This is a genomic window from Pontibacterium granulatum (assembly GCF_029961155.1).
In the GTDB taxonomy this organism is placed as follows: domain Bacteria; phylum Pseudomonadota; class Gammaproteobacteria; order Pseudomonadales; family Balneatricaceae; genus Pontibacterium; species Pontibacterium granulatum.
Genome location: NZ_JASBRH010000011.1, coordinates 121,750 through 144,199, shown reverse-complemented (window position 1 = coordinate 144,199; position 22,450 = coordinate 121,750). Strand labels below are relative to the sequence as shown.

At 55.9% G+C, this 22,450-nt stretch carries 22 protein-coding genes and 4 tRNA genes; 8 read left to right on the top strand and 18 right to left on the bottom strand.

What is annotated here, in order from left to right:
- The 11 genes from QKW35_RS12320 to QKW35_RS12270 form a co-directional block, all read right to left on the bottom strand.
- A partial coding sequence (locus QKW35_RS12320) for a GTP-binding protein (protein WP_282353466.1) occupies positions 1-329 on the bottom strand: 329 nt, incomplete at its 3' end.
- An 86-nt stretch (positions 330-415) separates the two neighbouring features.
- A tRNA-Thr gene (locus QKW35_RS12315) sits at positions 416-490 on the bottom strand.
- A 17-nt stretch (positions 491-507) separates the two neighbouring features.
- Positions 508-582 (bottom strand) — tRNA-Gly (locus tag QKW35_RS12310).
- 16 nt (positions 583-598) lie between these two features.
- Positions 599-682: transfer RNA gene (locus QKW35_RS12305), tRNA-Tyr, on the bottom strand.
- Between the two features lie 23 nt (positions 683-705).
- Positions 706-781: transfer RNA gene (locus QKW35_RS12300), tRNA-Thr, on the bottom strand.
- 204 nt (positions 782-985) lie between these two features.
- Positions 986-1,705, bottom strand: coding sequence for a type III pantothenate kinase (locus QKW35_RS12295; RefSeq protein WP_282353464.1), 720 nt, complete (start codon positions 1,703-1,705; stop codon positions 986-988).
- On the bottom strand, positions 1,702-2,676 hold the full coding sequence (gene birA, locus QKW35_RS12290) for a bifunctional biotin--[acetyl-CoA-carboxylase] ligase/biotin operon repressor BirA (protein ID WP_282353461.1): 975 nt from the start codon (positions 2,674-2,676) through the stop codon (positions 1,702-1,704). Before birA ends, QKW35_RS12295 begins: the two co-directional genes overlap by 4 nt.
- Before the next feature lie 16 nt (positions 2,677-2,692).
- Positions 2,693-3,196, bottom strand: coding sequence for a type 3 dihydrofolate reductase (folA, locus tag QKW35_RS12285; protein WP_282353459.1), 504 nt, complete (start codon positions 3,194-3,196; stop codon positions 2,693-2,695).
- Between the two features lie 9 nt (positions 3,197-3,205).
- Positions 3,206-4,048 carry a thymidylate synthase gene (locus tag QKW35_RS12280; RefSeq protein ID WP_282353457.1) on the bottom strand — a complete coding sequence of 281 codons (843 nt, stop codon included), beginning with the start codon at positions 4,046-4,048 and terminating at the stop codon, positions 3,206-3,208.
- A gap of 31 nt (positions 4,049-4,079) precedes the next feature.
- Complete coding sequence (lgt, locus tag QKW35_RS12275) at positions 4,080-4,877, bottom strand: prolipoprotein diacylglyceryl transferase (protein WP_282353455.1); 798 nt, start codon at positions 4,875-4,877, stop codon at positions 4,080-4,082.
- Positions 4,878-4,886: 9 nt separating this feature from the next.
- Entirely contained in the window at positions 4,887-5,687 is an 801-nt protein-coding gene (locus QKW35_RS12270) for a sulfite exporter TauE/SafE family protein (protein ID WP_282353453.1), read from the bottom strand.
- Between the two features lie 115 nt (positions 5,688-5,802).
- Between QKW35_RS12270 and QKW35_RS12265 the strand changes: the two genes are divergently transcribed.
- Entirely contained in the window at positions 5,803-6,597 is a 795-nt protein-coding gene (locus QKW35_RS12265; protein ID WP_282353452.1) for an NRDE family protein, read from the top strand.
- Here the strand turns inward: QKW35_RS12265 and ptsP are convergent.
- Positions 6,594-8,861: a phosphoenolpyruvate--protein phosphotransferase gene (gene ptsP / locus QKW35_RS12260; protein ID WP_282353451.1), complete on the bottom strand. Its 2,268-nt coding sequence runs from the start codon at positions 8,859-8,861 to the stop codon at positions 6,594-6,596. The genes QKW35_RS12265 and ptsP overlap by 4 nt on opposite strands.
- Before the next feature lie 35 nt (positions 8,862-8,896).
- Positions 8,897-9,379, bottom strand: a complete 483-nt coding sequence (gene rppH / locus QKW35_RS12255; protein WP_282353449.1) for an RNA pyrophosphohydrolase — start codon at positions 9,377-9,379, stop codon at positions 8,897-8,899.
- A gap of 159 nt (positions 9,380-9,538) precedes the next feature.
- On the opposite strand from rppH, the gene QKW35_RS12250 reads away from it, so the two are divergent.
- The 4 genes from QKW35_RS12250 (at position 9,539) to QKW35_RS12235 (ending at position 15,568) form a co-directional block, all read left to right on the top strand.
- Complete coding sequence (locus QKW35_RS12250) at positions 9,539-10,192, top strand: histidinol-phosphatase (protein ID WP_282353448.1); 654 nt, start codon at positions 9,539-9,541, stop codon at positions 10,190-10,192.
- Positions 10,193-10,329: 137 nt separating this feature from the next.
- Positions 10,330-12,741, top strand: a complete 2,412-nt coding sequence (locus QKW35_RS12245) for an ATP-binding protein (RefSeq protein WP_282353446.1) — start codon at positions 10,330-10,332, stop codon at positions 12,739-12,741.
- Positions 12,734-13,471, top strand: a complete 738-nt coding sequence (locus QKW35_RS12240; protein WP_282353445.1) for a universal stress protein — start codon at positions 12,734-12,736, stop codon at positions 13,469-13,471. Before QKW35_RS12245 ends, QKW35_RS12240 begins: the two co-directional genes overlap by 8 nt.
- A 546-nt stretch (positions 13,472-14,017) precedes the next feature.
- Positions 14,018-15,568, top strand: coding sequence for an SLC13 family permease (locus tag QKW35_RS12235; protein ID WP_282353444.1), 1,551 nt, complete (start codon positions 14,018-14,020; stop codon positions 15,566-15,568).
- A gap of 77 nt (positions 15,569-15,645) precedes the next feature.
- Here the strand turns inward: QKW35_RS12235 and pspF are convergent, their stop codons facing one another.
- Positions 15,646-16,704: a phage shock protein operon transcriptional activator gene (pspF, locus tag QKW35_RS12230; protein WP_282353441.1), complete on the bottom strand. Its 1,059-nt coding sequence runs from the start codon at positions 16,702-16,704 to the stop codon at positions 15,646-15,648.
- Positions 16,705-16,899: 195 nt separating this feature from the next.
- Here pspF and pspA point away from each other — a divergent pair, with 195 nt between their 5' ends.
- From pspA to QKW35_RS12215, 3 genes are read left to right on the top strand one after another with little or no spacing between them, the layout of a single operon-like run.
- On the top strand, positions 16,900-17,574 hold the full coding sequence (gene pspA, locus QKW35_RS12225) for a phage shock protein PspA (protein ID WP_282353439.1): 675 nt from the start codon (positions 16,900-16,902) through the stop codon (positions 17,572-17,574).
- Positions 17,574-17,840, top strand: a complete 267-nt coding sequence (pspB, locus tag QKW35_RS12220; protein WP_282353437.1) for an envelope stress response membrane protein PspB — start codon at positions 17,574-17,576, stop codon at positions 17,838-17,840. Before pspA ends, pspB begins: the two co-directional genes overlap by 1 nt.
- 2 nt (positions 17,841-17,842) lie before the next feature.
- Positions 17,843-18,316, top strand: coding sequence for a PspC domain-containing protein (locus tag QKW35_RS12215; RefSeq protein WP_282353436.1), 474 nt, complete (start codon positions 17,843-17,845; stop codon positions 18,314-18,316).
- 84 nt (positions 18,317-18,400) lie between these two features.
- On the opposite strand, the gene QKW35_RS12210 is transcribed toward QKW35_RS12215, so the two are convergent.
- From QKW35_RS12210 to gcvT, 4 genes are all read right to left on the bottom strand, one after another.
- A complete protein-coding gene (locus QKW35_RS12210) occupies positions 18,401-19,438 on the bottom strand; it encodes an NADP(H)-dependent aldo-keto reductase (RefSeq protein WP_282353434.1) in 1,038 nt (345 codons plus the stop codon).
- An 82-nt stretch (positions 19,439-19,520) separates the two neighbouring features.
- Complete coding sequence (locus QKW35_RS12205; RefSeq protein WP_282353432.1) at positions 19,521-20,717, bottom strand: class I SAM-dependent rRNA methyltransferase; 1,197 nt, start codon at positions 20,715-20,717, stop codon at positions 19,521-19,523.
- A gap of 141 nt (positions 20,718-20,858) precedes the next feature.
- Positions 20,859-21,251 carry a glycine cleavage system protein GcvH gene (gcvH, locus tag QKW35_RS12200; RefSeq protein ID WP_282353430.1) on the bottom strand — a complete coding sequence of 131 codons (393 nt, stop codon included), beginning with the start codon at positions 21,249-21,251 and terminating at the stop codon, positions 20,859-20,861.
- Between the two features lie 23 nt (positions 21,252-21,274).
- On the bottom strand, positions 21,275-22,381 hold the full coding sequence (gene gcvT / locus QKW35_RS12195) for a glycine cleavage system aminomethyltransferase GcvT (protein WP_282353428.1): 1,107 nt from the start codon (positions 22,379-22,381) through the stop codon (positions 21,275-21,277).
- Positions 22,382-22,450 lie beyond the last annotated feature (69 nt).

Genomic DNA, 22,450 nt, shown 5'->3' with positions numbered 1-22,450 from the left:
TCAGTCGCACCACATACCAGGATCGCACCATCCATCTGCGCAGCACCGGTGATCATGTTTTTAACATAGTCAGCGTGCCCTGGGCAGTCTACGTGTGCGTAGTGACGGATAGTAGAATCGTATTCAACGTGAGAAGTTGCGATGGTGATACCACGCTCACGTTCTTCTGGTGCGTTATCGATCTGGTCGAACGCTTTCATTTCACCGCCGAAAACTTCCGCACATACGCGAGTCAGGGCAGCAGTCAGTGTAGTTTTGCCGTGGTCAACGTGGCCGATGGTACCAACGTTAACGTGCGGCTTGGAGCGCTCAAAGTTTTGCTTAGCCATCAGTACAATCCACTATCGATAAGTTTCGAAAATCAAATATAACAAAGGGCAGATATATTGCTATATCTGCCCTTCATCATCAAAACTGGAGCTCATGGGCGGATTTGAACCGCCGACCTCACCCTTACCAAGGGTGTGCTCTACCCCTGAGCTACATGAGCACAACTCATACTCCAGCTGGAGCGGGTAGCGGGAATCGAACCCGCCTCTTCAGCTTGGAAGGCTGAGGTAATAGCCACTATACCATACCCGCATAAGATCAAGCTGAATGGTGGTGGGAGGTGGATTCGAACCACCGAAGCTTGCGCGTCAGATTTACAGTCTGATCCCTTTGGCCACTCGGGAACCCCACCTTACCAAATACTTCGCTGCTGAATGGTGCCGGCACCAAGAGTCGAACTCGGGACCTACTGATTACAAGTCAGTTGCTCTACCAACTGAGCTATACCGGCTCAGCGTCGAAGTGGCGCGTATATTACCCACAGCCCTTTTAGGACGCAACCCCTAATTCCAACTTTTTTTAATTTTTTTTCAAATCCACTGTGTTTCGCTTAGCACTTTGTTTTTATTGACTAATTTTTAAACAAGAGCAAGCATATGCCGTGCCCGATAGGCACTATTCAAGCAGCGATCATAAGGATAAGACTCGGGCCCGACTAACCCAGCGACCAGCACAAACCTTCCATCACCAGGTCGGGATGCAACTGCCCCACCCCAGCCAACTGGTGAAACAGCACTCCGTCGCCGCCCGTTATATAGAGCGCATCCAACGCATCATCTTCCAGCTCACGGGTCAGCTTTTCCTGCAGCGCCTGAAAGGCGAAGTTGATACCGTGCGTAACGGCGGCAGAGGTGTGCCGGCCCGGCGCGGTTTCAAACCGGTCGATCGTGCGATCCACCAGCACCTCGGCCGTGTTTCGCTGCAGACTCTCTGACATCAGACGCAAACCCGGAATGATAAAACCACCCCGATGCTGACCATCCTGCTCCACATAGTCCACAGTAATGGCACTACCACAGTCCACAATACAACAGGCCCTGTTGCAGTCATTAAACGCTGCCAGCATCGCCAACCAGCGATCCACACCCATACGGGACGGATCACTATAGCTATTGGTGACACCGGCAGCCTGGTGACGGGTGACTGCGAATTCAGGCTGACAGCTCCAGCGCGCTTCACAGTATGCAAGGAGAAGGCCGGCCACGACCGGACCGGCCACATTCGATATACGGACCCGTTCAATCTGAGCGGGCCACTCTGCAGGCATTGCTGTTGTAAGCTCTCGGGTCGGGCAACGGCCGCGGTCCTGCACCACGCCCGCCTCGACGGTTCGCCACTTCAGCAGGGTATTGCCCACATCGATATCAAGGATCATCTTGTGCGTCTGACGCTCACTTCACCACCGTGAAAACTGCGTAATCCCTCTGCTGTTTCCAGCAACAGCGCACCACTGCGATCGACACCACGACATACACCTTCCAGCGTACTCTGACCGACAAACAGGTTTACCGGCTCGTCCTGGTAGGCATGCCACTGATGCCACTGATCAACCAACGGCGCAAAACCATCGATGGCAAACTGTTCCAGCGCCGGCACAAGCTCATCCAACACCGCCGCTAACAGCACATTGCGTGAGACCTTGCGCCCCATCGCCGTCTGCAGGTCAACCCAAGGCTGATCAATGGCAGCGGCATAGTCGACAGGCATCGCGACATTAACACCAACACCAATCACCACCTGGCACTCACCCGAAGCATCACCGGTCATTTCCAGCAAAATACCCGCCAGCTTGCGCTCCTGCCACAACAGGTCATTCGGCCACTTCAGCTGCACACCGTCTGCACCCAGCCTCTGTATCGCTTTAACCAGACTCAACCCCACCAGAAGACTCAAACCTTCCAGTGCAGCCGCGCCATTATCGAAGCGCCAGACCAGCGAGAAATAGAGATTACGCCCAAAAGGACTCTCCCATTGACGCCCGCGCCGACCCCGGCCGGCGGTTTGCTGTTCGGCAACAAACACGTGACCATGGCAATCAGCTGCCTGGCTTTTCTGCGATGCCCGCAAATTAGTCGATGGGATAGAGAGGTCAAGCTCGATGGTTTTCAGCTTCGAACGCACCGATGGCTCAAGTGCGGCTTCGATCTGATCCAGGTCCAGCAGGTCCAGCCCGCCCGGCACCCGATAACCACGTCCTTTGACACTGTAAATTTCCAAGCCGAACTCTTCCAGCTTGCGGATCTGCTTCCATATGGCGCTTCGGCTTACGCCTAATACCTCTCCAAGCTCTCGCCCGGAATGAAAGCGTCCGTCAGCCAGGATAGACAACAACGAACGGATTGCCATACTACTTTATCCTTCGTTACACCCGGTCCAACACGATAAAACTGTAATCGTAGGGGTTTGGTTCCATTGCCGTGAAGTCCTCGCGCCCGACCTCGCGCCACTCTTCCATCGCGAATGCCGGGAACCAGGCATCACCCTCCACACTGGCATGAACCTGTGTCAGATACAGCCGGTCAGCACGGGTCAGCGCCTGCTCATAGATCTGAGCACCACCAATCACCATCGCTTCTTCCGCGCCATCAATCACACAGATGCTCTGCGCCAGTTCTATTGCAGCCTCCAGACTCGGCACCACTTTGACACCCTCCGGTGCGTAGCCCTCCTGCCTGGAGATCACAATATTGGTACGGCCCGGCAACGGTCGCCCGATCGACTCATAGGTCTTACGCCCCATGATGATAGGTTTCGACATCGTAACCTGCTTGAAGTAACGCAGATCTTCAGGCAGATGCCATGGCAACTTGTTGTTGATGCCGATGACCCGGTTTTCCGCCTGAGCGACAATGATTGCCAGCCTCATGTTCTTTCCTCAAATTGATACTGCGGCCCGTATCGCCGGATACGGGTCATAATCAACTACTTCAAAATCTTCGAATCGATAGTCAAACAGACTCTCTGGTTTGCGCTTAATCACCAACTTCGGCTTCTTCCGCGGCGCACGGGAAAGTTGTTCCTGCACGATGGCCGGATCGTTGATGTGGTCCTGATACAGATGCGCATCACCAAAGGTGTGAACAAAGTCTCCGACATCCAGGTCACACTGTTGAGCAATCATGTGCGTCAGCAATGCGTACGATGCGATGTTAAAAGGAACACCCAGCACATAGTCAGCACTGCGCTGGTAGAGCTGACAGCTTAATTTGCCATCGAGCACATAAAACTGGAAAAGCGTATGGCACGGTGGCAGTGCAGCCTTACCGTTGCGGACATTGTCTTGCGGGCTGACGGTTTCATCCGGCAGGTCAGCCGGGTTCCAGCCACTGACAATGAGACGGCGCGAGTTCGGGGTTTTCTTGATCTGCTCGACCACCTGGCTGATCTGGTCGATGGTACTACCATCCGGACACTGCCAGGAACGCCACTGCTTGCCGTATACCGGACCGAGGTCACCGTCTTCCAGCGCCCACTCGTCCCAGATCGATACACCGCGCTCTTTCAGCCAGTTGTTATTGGTATTGCCATCGAGGAACCACAGCAACTCGTAGATGATCGACTTGAGATGGACCTTTTTCGTGGTCAGCAGCGGAAAACCTTCCGACAGATCAAAGCGCAGCTGACGACCGAATACGGAACGGGTTCCGGTACCGGTTCTGTCCCCTTTGTCGGTGCCGTTTTCCAAAATATCCCGCATCAGATCCAGGTACTGCTGCATTATTGATCTCGCCCTTCTCTTATATAAAAAATCACTTATTTGCCGATTCTACACTGCGAGCGTACGCCACACCAATCATCCCCAGCCCGATCAGGATCATCGGTACGGACAACAGCTGTCCCATCGTCAGCCAGTCGAACGCCAGGAAACCCAAATGACTGTCCGGCTCCCGCACCAACTCTACCAAGCTGCGGAACAAGCCATAAAGCATCAAGAATAGACCAGACACCGCCATGCGAGGACGCGGGCGACTGGAATACCACCAAAGGATAATAAAGAGCAGCACACCCTCAAGTGCAAATTCATATAGTTGGGAAGGATGTCGGGTCAGCCCGTCCGCAGCACGCGGGAAGACAACCCCCCACGGCAGGTCGGTCGCGCGGCCCCACAGTTCACCGCCGATAAAGTTACCCACACGCCCAGCCCCCAGGCCGATCGGGATCAGCGGAGCCACAAAGTCGCCCATCTCCAGCAACGATTTTTCGTGCTTGCGCCCCCACATCCAAAGCACAACGATCACACCCAACAAACCGCCATGAAAAGACATACCACCTTCCCATACCGCAAACAGCCAGAGCGGGTCCGACAGGAACTGTTCGAAGTTGTAGAACAGCACGTAGCCAAAGCGCCCACCAAGCACAACCCCCATCGCCCCCCAGAACACCAAGTCAGACACCTGCTCCTCGGTCCAGCCGGAACCTGGCCTGCGGGCACGGACACAACCCAGCCACCAGGCCGCGGCAAAGCCCACCAGATACATAACCCCATACCAGTGAACCTTCAGCGGCCCGACATTCAACAACACCGGATCAATATCATGCACCCACATAGTAATTCCTCAGAACAGGTTTTTTCCGATCAGATATGTACCCACACAGAGCAGGAAAACAGCAAAAAAACGTTTCAGCGTTGGCGCAGGCAGGCTGTGCGCCAAACGGGCGCCGAACTTGGCGAACAGAGAACTGGTAATCACAATTCCGGCAAAAGCAGGCAGGTAGACGTAGCCCAGACTCCACTCGTCCGTCTGGGCATTACCCCAGCCCTCCCAGACATTGGTCATCGCCCCCATCAAGGCGATCGGCAAACCACAGGCCGCAGAGGTGGCCACCGCCTGCTGCATCTGCACCTGCTTCCAGGTCAGAAACGGCACCGTCAGGGTGCCGCCACCGATTCCAAAAACAGCGGATAGTGAACCGATAAAGGTGCCACCAATACCCAGCATGGTTGCAGCCGGCGGTTCATCACCGGCAGACGGTTTTAGACCAAACGCCATCTGCGCTGCCACGCAGAGCGCAAATACACCAAACACCATCTGCAGGATCGAGCCCGGCATCATGCCGGCGATCTTCACACCCAGAAACGCGCCCAACAGGATACCCAGGCTGATCGGCTTAAACAAATCCCAACGCACGGCCCCGCGCTTATGATGCGCCCGTACTGAGCTGATGGACGTCACCACAATGGTCGCCAGTGACGTCGCCACGGCAGCATGGGTCAGCACATCTGGAGACATCCCCTGCGCAGAAAAACTAAAGATCAGCACCGGCACGATCAGCAGACCACCACCAATACCAAACAAGCCTGCCACTACACCGGCAACTGCTCCCAGCACCAGGTACATCAATAGGGTTAAGATCATAGGGAAATCCTTTGTTTTACGCCACGCTTCGCTGCCCGCATCGACAGCCGCGGCTTGCTCCGCCCGTTGGGAAGCGCCTATATTAGCGGTCCACCCTGGTTATTGAAATGACAACATGTGCCTGATCACGTTCGCCTACAACAGCCACCCAGAGTATTCCCTGATCCTGCTGGCCAACCGGGACGAGTTCTTCCTGCGCCCCAGCCAAGCGGTGCACCACTGGCCGGACACTCCCCAGATATTGGCCGGACGAGACCTTGAGCAGGGTGGCACCTGGCTGGGCCTGAACCAGAGCGGACGTTTTGCCACAGTCACCAACCACCGCAACGGCCGGGATAAACGCGACGGCCTGCGCTCCCGGGGCGATCTGACCCGTCATTTCCTGGGCGGTTCCCAACCGGCAAGAGACTACCTGCACACTCTGGAGTCCGAACAACAAGCTTATGGCGCCTTCAACCTGCTACTGGGCGATGCAAGCGGCCTGCACTACCTGAGCAATCGGCAGAACAACCCAGCCACAAGGATCAGCGCCGGCGTCTACGGTCTCTCCAATGCACTGCTGGACACACCCTGGCCGAAAGTAAGGAAAGTACGAGATGGATTGCGCCAGCTGCTGCAAGAGCGAGAACCCAACCGTGACGCCCTGCTGGCACTGATGCAGGATCGTGAACGGGCACCGGACGAACACCTGCCCGACACAGGTATCAGCCTGGAGTGGGAACGCATGCTCTCATCCTGCTTTATCCAGTCGGAAAGTTACGGCACCCGCGCCATCACACTGCTGATGCAGAAACCGGACGGCAGCACCTACCTGCGCGAGCAGACCTTTGACGTTGAGGGCAATACGGAGGTTCAGGAATTTGACCTGCAGCTACCTGCCATTGGCGCTGCAGGCCGGGAAGGGGATTAATCCGGGATCACCGGACGGGTCAGCTGCGACAGCCCCAGTTCGCGCAAGCGACGACGCAACAACTGATGAATCTTGTCAGCATCGTCCATACCCATCACTTGCTGCAACAGCTCATCGGCTTCCACCTTGGTGACGTTACGGATCGCCGACTTCACCTTTGGCAGGTTGGTGGCGTTCATCGACAGCACGTCGTAGCCCATCCCCATCAGCAGCAGCGCGCCACCCGGATCGGCCGCCATCTCACCACAGATTGATACCGGCACACTCTCTTTATGCGCTTCGCGGGCGATGTATTCCAGCGCACGCAGTACCGCCGGATGGTAGGACACATACAGCCCCGCCACACGCGGGTTGTTGCGGTCCACCGCCAGCAGGTACTGGGTCAGGTCATTGGAACCCACGGATATAAAATCAACCCGACGGGCAAAACGACGCACCTGATACACGGCCGCTGGCACCTCGACCATCACACCCACCTGCGGACGTTCGATCTGATAACCTTCATCGCGCAATTCAGACAGCGCACGGTCGATCTGGCGGTTCGCCTCATCCACTTCATGCACACTGGTCACCATCGGCAACATAATGCGCAGGTTACCCAGGCCTTCGCCGGCACGCAGCATCGCACGCACCTGCACCAGGAAGATCTCCGGGTGATCCAGGGTGACACGGATGCCACGCCAGCCCAGGAACGGGTTTTCCTCTTCGATAGGGAAGTACGGCAAGGCCTTGTCCCCGCCAATGTCCAGCGTACGCATAGTCACTGGCCGCGGATGGAAAGCCTCCAGCTGACGCCGGTAAGTCTGCAGCTGCTCCTGCTCACTCGGGAAGAAATCACGGATCATAAACGGGATCTCGGTACGGTAAAGACCGATCCCCTCGGCACCACGCTCCAGCGCACGGGCCACGTCCGCCACCAGCCCGGTGTTTACCCACAGAGGCATACGGAAGCCATCACGGGTTTCCGCCGGCATCTCTTTCAGCGTGGCCAGCTCAGCAGCCATCTCCTGTTCGCCACGCACGATGTCCAGATACGCAACACGCAGGTCGTCGGATGGATCGATATAAACACGACCGGAGTAACCGTCAATGATCGCATCACGTCCATCCAGGCGGGTGTACGGTAAATCCAGCGCCCCCATGATGGTCGGGATCCCCATGGAACGCGCCAGGATTGCCGCGTGGGAGTTACCAGAACCGTGCACGGAGACCAGCCCCATCAATTTATCTGATGGCACTTCACCCAGCATGGCAGGCGTCAGCTCGTCGGCCACCAAAATCGTATCTTCTGGAAACTCTATTTCAGCCGGACCGGACTCCTGCATATAGGCCAGCACACGCCTCCCCAGATCCTTGATGTCGGTGGCGCGCTCACGCAGGTACGGATCATCCATCATGGAGAACTGTTTCACATGCTCCATGACCACGTTACGCAGCGCACCCTGCGCCCACTGGCCGTTGCGTATCTGCTCGATAATCTCACCCGCCAGGGCATTGTCATCCAGCATACGCAGATACACATCAAACAGCGCCTGCTCTTCCGCGCGCAAACGCTTGGATAGACTGCGTCCGACGACCTTAATGTCACGCCGTACCGCGGCCAGTGCCGCCTCAAATTTTTCGATCTCTTTATCGATATCGTTGGCGACTTTATCGGGTACTGCCCCCAGATCCGCTGGCGGCGCAATCACCACGATATGCCCTACCGCCACCCCCGGTGAACCGGCGATACCTTCAAAGCGACGCTCGTTTTCGCTCTCGCCCTCCTGCGGCTTAATCAGCCCGGTGGCTTCAGCATGGGCTATGACACCCGCCAGCTGCGCGGAGAGAGTAACCAGGAAGGCCTCCTCGCTCTCATCGAAACGACGGACCTCCTTCTGCTGTACAACCAACACCCCCAAAACATCACGGTGGTGAATAATCGGCACACCCAGAAATGCGTGAAACTGCTCTTCGCCGGTGTCTTTTAGGTAGGTATAACGGGGGTGAAGTGAAGCATCTTCCAGATTGATCGGCTCAGCTCGCTGGCCCACCACGCTGACGATACCTTCAGAGGACGCCAGACTGACTTTACCCACTGCGTCGGGGTTTAACCCCTGGGTGGCCATCAGACTGTAGCGCTCAGCCTGATCATCGTACAGATAGACCGAGCACACCTGGGTCCGCATGGCACGCTGAATACGCCGCACAATCAGATCCAGCACCGACTCCAGATCCGGAGCGGTACTTACCTCCTGCACTATCTTGCGTAACACTTCCAGCATCCACCAGCCTCCCAGTTTTTATGTATTTATAATTCTTATACGATCATCCGTGACAGCTTTGGCGACAACTCACGCATCGCCTTTCGATACACCTCGCGTTTAAACGAGACGACCTGGCCCAGTGGATACCAATAGCTGACCCACTGCCAATCATCGAATTCCGGTGACTCACTCGTATCAATCGTCACCGCTTTATCATCTGTGAGCATCCGTAGCAGAAACCACTTCTGTTTCTGACCAATACATATCGGATGTGAATTGCGCCGAATCATGCGCTTGGGCAAACGGTAACGAAGCCAACCTCGGGTTACCGCGACAATCTCAACGTCTGTGGATGTGAGACCTATTTCCTCTTTAAGTTCACGAAACATCGCCTGTTCCGGCGATTCATCTTCGTTGATACCACCTTGCGGAAACTGCCAGGCGTCTTGACCAATACGCCTTGCCCAGAGAACCTGACCCAGCGAGTTAGCCAGAATGATACCGACATTCGGTCTAAACCCATCTGAATCGATCACGTATTTTTTCCTAAAACTTTTTCAACCTATTGTTCCACAATTCTTTTGTGGTCGGCAAATCAACTGTTTTACCCCTTACTCCCGCCCGGAGCAGGCTGTAAAATCACTTTACATCACCGGATTTTCCGGTCACCAGCAACCTGACAGGGAGACTCCCACTTGAGCCTGGCTATCTTTGATCTGGACAACACCCTTATCGGCGGCGACAGCGATCACGCCTGGGGCGAGTTCCTGTGTAAAAAAGGGATCGTTGATACCGCTGCCTACCGTCGTGCAAACGACTACTTTTATGAACAGTATAAAAGCGGTGGTCTGGATATCCATGAGTACCTCAATTTCGCCCTGCTGCCACTGGCACAGAACGAAATCGCCCAGCTGAACGCATGGCATGAGGAGTTTATGCAGGAGATGATCGAACCGATCATGCTGCCAAAAGCCGAAGCCCTGCTGCAGAAACACCGCGACCAGGGTGACTTCCTGCTGATCATCACCGCCACCAACCGTTTTGTCACTCAACCGATCGCCGATCGCCTGGGTGTCGACGCAATCCTGGCGACCGAGCCGGAGATGAAAGACGGTGCCTACACCGGCCATGTGGAAGGCACGCCTTGCTTCCAGCACGGTAAGGTAGAACGCCTGCACGCCTGGCTGGCAGAGACCGGCCACAACCTGGAAGGTAGCTATTTTTACAGCGACTCCCACAACGACCTTCCCCTGCTGGAGCTGGTAAACACACCGGTTGCCGTCAACCCGGACGAACTACTGGAAAACCGCGCCCAAGCAAGCGACTGGCAGATCCTCGACCTGCGCTAATTCCCTCCCTTCAGGCAGGCGCTGCCCTGCCTGAACATCCCTTTACCCCCCTCCCACTCGCACTCGCACTTGCATCCCCCTAGCTATACTCAACAGTACGCCTATCCACTCACCGGTTGACGCAGGAGTCCTCACTGATGGATATACAGCCGCTTGCCAGCCAGGCGCTCTACTCCGCCTGTGATGAAACCACATTCACGTTTAGTTCCACCGCGGAACTGGACCCCCTACCCAATCACCTAGGGCAGGCACGCGCCAAGGATGCCATACGCTTTGCCGTCGAGATGCCCAGCCCGGGTTACAACCTCTACGTGACCGGGCCAACCGGAATCGGCAAACTGTCCCTGGTTAAGGGCATCCTGGAACAGCATCCCAAGGACAGCGGCGCTGTGTTCGACTGGTGTTACATCAACAACTTTGATACCCCCAGCAAACCACATGCCCTGCGCCTGCAAAAAGGCATTGGTCGACAGCTGCAAAAGGATATGACCGATCTGGTGGAGCGCCTGCTGGTCACGCTACCCGCCACCCTGCAAAGCGACGAATACCATCGCCGGGTTAATGAATTGCAGGAGGAGTACCACGAACGCGAAGAACAGCTGTTCAGCGACCTGGGCCGCGAAGCCAAAGAGCGCAAGCTGACACTGATGCGCACGGCGACCGGTTATACCATCGCCCCCACGCGCGATGGAAAACTGATCACCACGAAGGAGTTCAACGCGCTCACCGAGCAAGAACAGGCAGAGATGAAAGCCGGCATCGATGTGATCAATGACAAACTCAAGGCCAGTGTGCGCACCTTAAACAGCTGGCAGGAGGAGAGCGTCGCGCGGGTGAAGGAACTCAACCGCAGCTTTATTCAGCAGGCCGTCGAACCGGCGATAGACTATTTGAAATCACGCTATGAGGAGCATCCAGGCGTCGACCTCTATCTGGACAGCGTTCAAAGCGATATCGAGAGCAACGCCTCCGACTTCATGCCCGAATCCGGCGAGGATAACACCACCGCTCGGCAGGCCAGCTCGACTCAGTTCAACCGCTACAAGGTAAATGTACTGGTGGATAATAGCGCCACCACCAGCGCCCCGGTTGTTTATCTGGACCAGCCCAACCTGCAGAACCTGATCGGCCGCATTGAGCATATCTCACAGTTCGGCACACTTATGACCAACTTCACGCTCATCCAGCCTGGAGCATTGCATAAAGCCAACGGCGGCTTCCTGATTATTGATGCCTTTCATCTACTCTCCAGCGGCTTCAGCTGGCCGGCCCTGAAACGTGCCCTTAAGTCAGGTGAAATCCGCATTGAATCGATCCACGAGATGCTCAGCCTCTCCAGCACCATATCCCTGGAACCGGAACCGATCCCAACCAATGCGAAAGTCATCCTGTGTGGTGACCGCTTGCTCTACCACCTGCTCAAAGAGTACGACCCCGACTTCGGCTTGCTGTTTAAGGTGCAGGCCGATATGGAAGACAGTATTGATCGTAGCCCGGAAGCCTGCCAACACTACGCCCGTATCATCGCCGCCCTGGGACGCGAGGCGAATCTGCTGCCTTTGGCGCCGGGAGGTGTGGCCCAAATCATTGAATTTAGCGCCCGTCGCATGGAGCACAGTCACAAACTCTCGCTACACATGGCCCGGCTTATTGATCTGATCCACCGAGCCGACCACGAGGCCCGCCAGCAGAACAGCACGCTGATCGAACGCAAACACGTAAAAGCAGCCCTGGATCGCTGGTTGTGGCACAGCAACCGCTATCAGCAGCTCATTCAGGAACTGATCAGCGAAGAGACCCTGAAGATCACCACCCACGACAGCGAGATCGCACAAATCAACGGTCTCTCAGTGGTACAGCTGGGCGACTTCTACTTCGGTCGTCCTTCCCGCATCACCGCAACCGCGCGTCTGGGCAACGGCAAGATTCTCGATATCGAACGCGAGAGTGATATGGGTGGTGATATCCACAGCAAGGCGGTCATGATTACCAGTGCACTGCTGGCATCCCGGTATGCCCGCAATACCCCCCTCGCGCTGTCGGCCACTCTGGTTTTCGAGCAGTCATACGGCGGTATCGAGGGCGACTCCGCCTCAGTGGCTGAAATGCTGGCACTGCTCTCAGCCATCACCGGCATCCCTCTCAAACAAAATCTGGCAGTGACAGGCTCCCTTAACCAGCTTGGCGAGGTCCAGGCGATCGGCGGCGTGAACGAAAAGATCGAGGGTTTCTTTGATATCTGCAAAGCCCGCGGACTCAATGGCAGCCACGGTGTCGCCATACCCGCCAACAATATACGCCACCTGATGCTGCGCGAAGAGGTCCGCGAAGCCTGCGCTGAAGGCCAATTTACAATTTACCCGCTCGACACCCTGGATGACGCCATCACACTGTTCACCGACATCCCCGCAGGCACCAGTGATGCAGAGGGCACCTACCCCCAGGATAGCTTCAATGACCGGGTTATGAAGCAGCTGGCGCACTTCTGCGACCTTAAGCGCCAACTGTTGAGTACCGACCAGGAGAAAGAGGCCGACAAACGTGACTAAAACAAATCGGATTTTGCTGGCGCTGGATCCAGGCAGCCAAGTCAATGAAGCCCTGGAATCCGCCGTCGAGCTGGCACTGGAACAGGGCGCCGAACTGCATCTGATGTTCAGTGAGAGTGGTTTTCTGCGCGAAGCGGCCGGGCTGCCGTTCTGCCGGGAAATTGAGTTTAAATCCAGCAGCGAGCGGCCACTGTCACCGCAACAGGTAGATCGCAGTTTGCGCTCACTGGCCCGTCAACTGGAACAATCCTTTAAGCAAACCCTTCAAACCACCCACTTGCGTGGCAGTTTTTTGATTCATCAGGATTCCAAGCAGCAGCTACTCCGACGCTGCGGGGGCGGCGATGTATTATGGCTAAGTCCAGCCACCTTGATGATTCGCATTCCGAGTGCGCGCCGACCACCGCGCGACACCCTGTATCTGGTCTATGTCGCCAGCCCAACCGGGGAGCACACGGTCTCACTGGCCAACAGCCTGCTGCGACGTGGCTATAAGCATCTGGTGGTGTTTGTGCCGGATAAACTAGACATCAAGAACCTGCCTACCCACTTTGAGCTGCCTGCCGAGATCATCCCTTTGGGTGACGATCTCCAGACCCTGCAGCAAACGGTGACGCTGCGTGCCACAAATACATTACTCATCCCCGAGGATTACCTTAAGCACAGCCAGGTGGATGCGCTGCTTGAGGCCTTCAGCCACTCCCGTCTGGAAATGTTGCTGGTGTTATAACGCGCTCACGACATTTTTGTCTCCAAACAGAGACAAAAAGACAGATCTATCAATAAATATAATATTTATCAATGAGTTAACCTGTCTCCGATTGGAGACACCAATAACCGCATCCCAACGCAATGCGTTATGCCCGAGCAACAACCACCCCAATCACAAATCCGCCCAGTGCCGCCAAATACATTGGTACATAACTGATGTGCTCCATACTTCCCCCTGTTCACTACACCAATCGGACAAAAATCAGATCCAGTTTTCTTCCTTTCCCTCCCTTGACTACAAATGTCATACCAATCCTTAAAATTCATTCTAAATCAGCATGTTAAAAAAAATACGCAGCCCAGCTTTCAGCTAAGGACCTTTTCATGTCGAAATATGACGCTAAATCGAGACAGCGCCCAACCATTCCTAAAGCGGCCAAAGTGGCGAGATCCCGCCTATTTTCCAACACCCGGCAGGCGGAATACCGCCCACTTGAAACCGCAATCGATTATTCCGTGATCAACAACTACCCTGACTATAAGGCTAATAAGCGGAAACGCGGACATGGCACGATCCATGCTCTCCGCTCTGCTTACACAATCAACAACAAGCAAAGAGTTACCGTTTATGTACAGTATGCGTCAACGCGTAGGACTGGTATTGGGACCTGCTCTGTTCCTACTGATACTTGCCCTGCCTTTACCGGATGGAATGAAGCCTGAAGCCCTCAAGGTTGCAGCCATCGCAGCCCTGATGGCCACCTGGTGGATTACCGAAGCCATTCCGATCCCAGCCACCTCCCTGCTTCCGGTGGCGCTCTACCCGCTGCTGGGCATCATGAAATCAGCAGAGGCGACCCCATCCTACGCTAACCACCTGATCTTCCTGTTTATGGGTGGCTTCCTGATTGCGATTGCCATGGAGCGCTGGAACCTGCACAAGCGCGTGGCGCTGCACACCATCCGCCTGGTCGGCACCGGTCCCGACCGCATCGTACTCGGTTTTATGATTGCGACTGCTTTCCTTTCCATGTGGGTAAGCAACACCGCCACCACCATGATGATGGTGCCGATTGGCCTGGCGATCATCCACCAGGCCGCTGATGACCTGCATGAGCAACCGGTCGACGGAGTGGATACCCGCCCGATGAACTTCAAGTTTGGCATCTCGCTGATGCTGGGTATCGCGTTTGCCGCCTCCATCGGTGGTGTCGGCACCCTGATCGGCACACCACCCAACACCGTGCTAGCCGGCATGACCGAGAACCTTTACGGCTACTCCATCGGTTTTGCCCAGTGGATGAGCTTTGGTGTACCGCTGGCAGTGGTAATGCTGGGCATTACCTGGTTCCTTCTGGTGAAGGTAATCTATCCATCCGGCCTAAAAAGCTTGCCGGGCGGCGAAGAGATGGTCGAACGCCAGCTCAGTGAGCTGGGCGTTATGAGCAAAGCCGAGAAACTGGTGCTCCTGATCTTCCTGCTCACCGCAGCAGCCTGGATACTGCGTGGATTTATCAAGCCACCGATGATCCATGACGCTACCATCGCCATCATCGGCGCACTACTGCTGTTTATGACGCCGGTCAATCTGAAAAAAGGCGTTTTCCTGCTGGACTGGGAATCGGCCGTGAAACTGCCGTGGGGTGTAATCCTGCTGTTCGGCGGCGGTCTGGCACTGGCAAAAGGTTTCTCCACCAGCGGCTTGACCGAGTGGATCGGCGGCCAACTAAGTCTGCTGAGCGGTATGGACCTGACACTGTTTATCGGTGTGGTGGTGCTGCTGACCCTGTTCCTCACCGAGATTACCTCCAACACCGCCACAGCCACACTGCTGATTCCAGTAATGGCGGCCGTGGCCGACAGCATGGGCGTGCATCCGTTTGGCACCATGTTCTCCGCCGCGATCGCTGCGTCCTTCGCCTTTATGCTGCCGGTGGCCACGCCGCCGAACGCCGTGGTGTATGGATCCGGTTACGTCAGTATTCTCCAAATGGCCAAAGCCGGTTTCTGGATCAATCTGGTGAGCGTCGTCGCTATTACGTTCTGCATCGCCTACGTACTACCACTGCTGTGGGGTATCGACCTGTTAAGCGTGCCGGACTGGGCAGCGAAATAACCCACCCATACGTTCTGACACATATCCATAAAAAAGCCGACACGCGTGTCGGCTTTTTTTATCCACAACCTCTGGCGCTACACCTCATCCATCGCAGCCAGATACTTCTTCAACGGCAGCATCTCGTGTTTACGCAGGTAACTGCGCAGCTGATGGTAGGTCAGCCCCAGAGCGTCCGCCGTCAGGCTCTGATTGAAATGATTCTCGCCCAGCGCTTGCTCCAGCGCATGCTTTTCCAGCGCACGCATACGTTCTGGCAAGCTTGCCAAGTGCAATATATCCAATGGTGTCTTTTCAACAGGCTTCGCAACGGGTGCGGCGTCCGCTGCCAGTTCTTGCGATACCTCTGCGTCCCGCCACGGGGCATGAAACGGATTGATCAACACCGACTCAACCGGCGCTTCCTGATCATCACTGCGGTAGACACTGCGTTCCACCACATTCTTCAGCTCGCGAATATTGCCCGGCCAGCTATAGGCCACCAGCTGTTCCAGTGCCTCATCACTGAAACCAGGGAAGTATGGCCGCCCCAGCTCCAGGCACATACCCAGCGCAAAGTGTTCTGCCAGCTCTGGGATATCATCCTTGCGATAGCGCAGCGGCGGCAGATTCACCACATCAAAGGCCAGGCGGTCAAGCAGGTCGGCACGGAACTGCCCCTCCTCGGCCAAGCGTGGAATATCCTCGTTGGTGGCAGCGATCAGACGCACATCCACCCGGATCGTCTGCTGTCCGCCCAGGCGCTCAAACTCGCCATACTCGATCACCCGCAACAGCTTCTCCTGCACCCGCAACGAGCAGGTTGCCAGCTCATCGAGAAACAACGTACCACCATCGGCGCGCTCGAAACGTCCCTGATGGCGCTTGGTTGCACCAGTAAAGGCGCCCGCTTCGTGGCCGAACAATTCACTCTCCAGCAGGCTTTCACTCATCGCCGCACAGTTGAGTTTGAGGAAGGCCTCATCCCAACGGCGCGACAGGAAGTGCAGCCGCTCAGCAATCAATTCCTTACCCGTACCACGCTCACCCACAATCAGCACCGGCTTGCTCAACGGCGCCAGACCGGAGACCTGGCCGATCACATCCATCAACAGCGGGGAGCCGCCTATTATAGGCTGGCGTTTAGAATGATCCATTTGACTATTAGTTAGCTTTAAAGACTATTTAATAGACATACTAGCTACATTTCTAATCCCTGTCATTTCCCTCCAAAACCCAACAAATCCACATAAAAACATAGAGTTAGAAAATTAAATCCATTTTTGGCACGGCAATCGCTATATACCGGGAAAGCCAACAAGCGACCTTGTGTCGATTAAAAGGAGATGATCATGGGTATCTTTTCCCGTTTTCAGGACATCGTGAACGCCAACATCACTTCCCTGCTGGACCGCGCAGAGGACCCGGAAAAAATGATCCGGATGATGATTCAGGAGATGGAAGACACACTGGTAGAAGTTCGCACCACCTCCGCTCGCGTAATCGCCGACCGTAAAACCCTGGAGCGTCGCATCAACAACCTGCAGCGTGACGCCGACGAGTGGGAAGGCAAGGCAAAACTGGCGCTGAGCAAAGGCCGCGAAGATCTGGCCCGCGCCGCTCTGGCCGAACAGTCCAGCATCCAGGACACCCTGGAACTGGCTCACAACGAAATGCTGCTAGTAGACGAACAACTGGCTGAACTGAACGACGAGATTGGTCAGTTGCAGCGCAAGCTGGATGATGCCAAAGCGAAACAGAAAGCATTGCTGGCACGTGAACAGACCACCCGCTCCCGCCTGGAGATCCGTCGCCGCTTCAGCCGTGACAAACTGAACGCAGCGTTCGAGAAGTTTGAGCGCTACGAGCGCAAGATGGACGATATGGAAGCGGAGGTGGAGAGCTACGACCTGGGCACCAAGGATCTGGCCGAAGAGATCGCCGATCTGGAACGCGACGAGAAACTCGACGAAGCACTGGCTAAACTGAAAGCTCAGATGGATAGCGACCAGAAAGGTAAAGAGTGATGTCTAGCATCCTGTTCTTCTTCGTCCCAACCGTGATCTTCATGGGGCTGGTAGCCCCGCTCTGGCTGGTATTGCATTACGTCAGCAGGTCACGGGCCGCAAAAGGATTGTCCGACGATGATCGCCATACCCTGACCAGTGCGCTGGCCCAGGTAGAACGGCTGGAAGAACGTATCGGCACACTGGAAACCATATTGGATGCGGAACATCCCCAGTGGCGCGAAACCGAATCCGGCCATCGTTATCAGGATTCAACAAGGAGCTAACCATGTTTTCACGTAAATACAGTGGCTACGGCATGGATCTTTATCGCAGTCGCGACGACCGCTGGCTGGCGGGCGTCTGCGGCGGCATTGCCGACAACATTAATATGCCGTCCTGGCTGGTACGCCTGGGATTTATCACCCTGTTCCTGTTCACCGGTGGCTTTGCCATCCTGCTTTATGTGGCGGGTGTTGTACTGCTGGCCAAGCGTCCGCGGGACACCAGCAACCGCTCTCAGTCGCACACACAACACCAGCACCACCGCGAACACCGCCACAGTCAGCGACATAGTTACAGCAGCCGGGGCGAAACACCGCACAACCTGAAAGACGCCCTGTTCGGTTACGGCCCGACCCCAACCAGCCAGGTGCAAGATATCAGCGAGCGCATGCGCCGGGTGGACGAAAAACTACGCCAGATGGAGGGTTACGTGACCTCCCGCAAGTTCCAGTTCGACCGCGAAATGCGCCGCAGCTAAAACCCGATTTCCCTCACCCTACGCGAAAAAACAAACCCCGCTATCAAGCGGGGTTCTTTTTATCCACAACCTGCCAGGCTGCCCTTAAGGGCACGGATTTGGATACAACACGTTGATCGCTTCGATCTCCGCCAGCAATTCATCGGAGAGCGTTACCTCCGCCGAGGCGATATTGGCTTTCAGCTGATCCATGGTACTGGCGCCGATGATATTGGAATCCACAAACGGGCGGCCGTTCACCCAGGCCAGCGCCATGATGCACGGATCGATACCGTGTTTCTGCGCCAGCGCGGTGTAGGCTTCAACCGCTTTCTGCCCCTGCTCGGTGAAGTAACGGCCGTACATCGGGTACCTGGTGATACGGGCACCGTCCGGACGGGCGCCTCCGATGTATTTACCGCTCAGTACGCCAAAGGCCAGCGGAGAGTAAGGCAGCAGGGAAACGTTCTCCCGGTGCAACACCTCAGCCAGCCCCACCTCCGCCGTACGATTGAGGAAGTTGTACGGGTTCTGCACCGACACCACCTTCGGCAACTGGTGCTGTTCCGCCAGCTGCAGAAACTTCATGGTGCCCCAGGCACTTTCGTTGGAGAGCCCGATGTGACGCACCAAACCCTCGTCCACCAGCTCCGCCAGCGCTTCGAGGGTTTCCAAGATTGGCGTACCGTCGTGCTCCGGCTTGTGCACATAGTTGAGCTGGCCAAAGAAGTTGGTGGCACGCTCCGGCCAGTGCAATTGGTAGAGATCGATGTAGTCGGTCTGCAGACGTTTCAAACTGCCGGTGACCGCTGCACGGATATTCTTGCGATCGAGCGCCATACCCGGACGCAGGTAGCTCACCATATCCGCTGCCGCCGCCACTTTGGTTGCCACAACTACCTGATCACGGTTGCCGCGCAGTTTCAGCCAGCTGCCGATGATCTCCTCATTACGCCCCTGATACTCAGGTGAGGTTGGGATCGGATACATCTCCGCCCCATCAAAGAAGTTCACGCCCTGCGCCAGGGCGTAATCCATCTGCTCGTGGGCTTCAGCCTCGCTGTGATCACTGCCGTAGGTCATGGTCCCCAGGCAGATCAGGCTGACGTTAATATCCGTATTGCCCAGCGTGTTGTAGTGCATGATGATCTCCTTAGGAAGGTGCGAATAAGTCCTGTAGGCTTAAGGGCTTGCAGAGCACTCACAGGACTTGTTTGCACCTTCCTTAGCTCGCTGGCAGGATGCGCGCGAAGTAGGCTTTCAGGTAGTCGGTTTCCGGAATCGCCGGGTGCAGCGGGTGGTCAGCACCCTGATGACCCTGATGGAACACCTGCGCACTGCGATCCAGCTCGCGGCTGTTGGAACGGATAATGTCCATCAGGCGGTTGTACTCCAGGTGCATCGAGCAGGACGCGGAGACCAGCACACCACCTTTATTCAGCAGACGCATGGCGAAGTTGTTCATCCGGGAGTAGGCGCGCTCGCCGTTGCGGATATCCTTTTTCTTGGCGATAAACGCCGGCGGATCCACGATCACCACGTCAAAACGTTCCTTCTCGGCGATCATACCCTTACAGATATCAAAGGCATCACCGTGGTACCCCTCGAAGCGCTCTTCCGCCCCGTTGATACGGGCGTTCTCAGCCGCCACTTCCAGTGCGTAGTGTGACGCATCGACACAGACTACCTGCTCGGCACCCGCTGCCAGCGCTTGCGCACCCCAGCCACCCACGTAACTGAACAGGTCCAGTACACGTTTGCCTTTCACATGCTTCTGCATCTCGGCACGGTTGGCACGGTGGTCGTAGAACCAGCCGGTCTTCTGACCTTTCTGCAACGGCGCCAGCAACTGCACGCCGTTCTCTTCCAATGGACACAGATCCGGCAACTCACCGTGCACGATCTCGGTGTAGGTTTCCAGGCCTTCCATATCACGCATCTTGCCGTCATTACGCAGCAGGATCGCTTTCGGGCGGAACACCTTGTGCAGCGCCTCGATGATATCTTCCAGCACCGCTTCCATACCGGCGGTGGAGATCTGCACCACGAAGGTGTCGTAAAAACGGTCGATCACCAGGCCCGGCAGGCCATCACTGTCGCCGTACACCAAGCGGTAACACGGTGCGTCAAAGCAGGCTTCACGCAGGGAAAGCGCCACGTTCAAGCGGTGTACCAGCAGGGAGCGATCCAACACGTGTTTCAGATCACGGCTGACGATACGGCCGCAGATCAGGGTGTTCGGGTTTAGGTAGGCGATACCCAGCGCTTTACCGCGGTTGTTTTCCACAACCACTTGTTCGCCCGCCGCGAAATTTTTCAGTGGCGTAGCCGCGGTATCCACTTCATTTGAGTAGATCCAGAGATGACCACCCCGGAGACGACGGTCAGCACCGTCGCGAAGTTTAAGGGTTTGCAGTGACATTAATTTCCGTCCGGCTTAAACAACAATCCCGGCTCAGGAGCACACCAGCGAATTTTCGATAAAAAACGAAAATCCCGCTGGCAGGCCCGCTGCCGGGATAGGTAGATCAGCGCAGCGCATCCCAAGATGCGCTACGTTAAATCAGGATTCAGATTCGCAGTGCTCGGAGTACGCATCAGCGTCCAGCAGGCTGTCCAACTCTGATTCATCAGTCAGCTTCAGCTTGAAGAACCAGCCGTCACCGTAAGGATCGCTGTTTACGGTCTCTGGTGCGTCTTCCAGCTCTTCGTTCACTGCCACCACTTCACCGGACAGCGGCGCGTAGATGTCGGAAGCGGCCTTTACAGACTCCACTACACCCGCATCATCACCATTTGCCAGCTCAGTGCCGACTTCCGGCAGCTCAACAAACACAACGTCACCCAGCAACTCCTGTGCGTGATCGGTTACACCAACCGTTACGGTGCCATCACCCTCAACACGGATCCACTCGTGACTCGCTACATATTTCAGATCGGATGGATTGTTACTCATTCCAGCGTCCCCTACGCTCAATATTAAGAAAAGACTTTCTTGCCGTTTCGTACGAACACCGGGCGACCGACTTTGACCGGCACCCGTTTGCCACGCATCTCTACATCAGCACTGTCACCGGTCGCAGCAGGTACACGTGCCATCGCAACCGAGTGCCCCAGTGTCGGCGAAAAACTACCACTGGTAATTTCACCTTCGCCCACACCGTCGATAATTACTTTCTGGTGCGCACGCAGCACACCACGTCCTTCCAACACCAGACCTACCAGCTTCTGCTCGATACCGGCCTGTTTCGCCGCTTCCAGCGCGCTACGCCCGATAAAATCACGGGTTTCCGGTTCCCAGGCAATGGTCCAGGCCATGTTCGCCTGCAACGGATTGATGCTTTCATCCATCTCGTTGCCGTACAGGTTCATACCCGCTTCCAGACGCAACGTATCACGTGCACCCAAACCACAAGGTTCGACACCGGCATCAGCCAATGCCTGCCAGAAAGCGGCAACCTCATCTTCTGGGACCATCACTTCCAAGCCGTCTTCACCGGTGTAACCGGTACGGGCAATAAACCAGCCCTCGGACTCGACACCCTGAAAAACACTGAGACTGTCGATCAGTTTAGCGCGGGATTCATTCACCGCCACTTTCGCCAACTCCAGGGCTTTTGGTCCCTGCACCGCGACCATCGCCAGTTCCGGTTGCTCGGTCAGCGCCACATCGTCAAACTTGGCTTTCTGCTCCGCCATCCAGTCCAGGTCTTTCTTGCGGGTGGCGCAGTTTACCACGACACGGAACCATTCGCTGGTTACACCCGGATCGGTCATCAGATAAACGATCAGATCGTCTTTCACGCCGCCGTCTTCGTTCAACATACCGGAGTAAAGCGCCTTGCCTTTCTCTTGCAGCTTAGCCACATCGTTGGCCAGCAGATAACGCAGATACTCTTTGGCATCGGCACCGGTCACATCCACGACCGTCATATGGGACACATCAAACATACCCGCAGCATTTCGAACAGTGTTGTGTTCTTCCATCTGCGAGCCATAGTGAAGTGGCATATCCCAGCCACCGAAATCAACAACTTTGGCACCCATATCCACATGTGCCTGGTAAAGCGCGGTTTTATTGCCCATAACGAAACTCTTATTCTGTATACACGGGCGACCCGAACAGCTGTCGCAAAAACAAAAAGAAAAGGGATC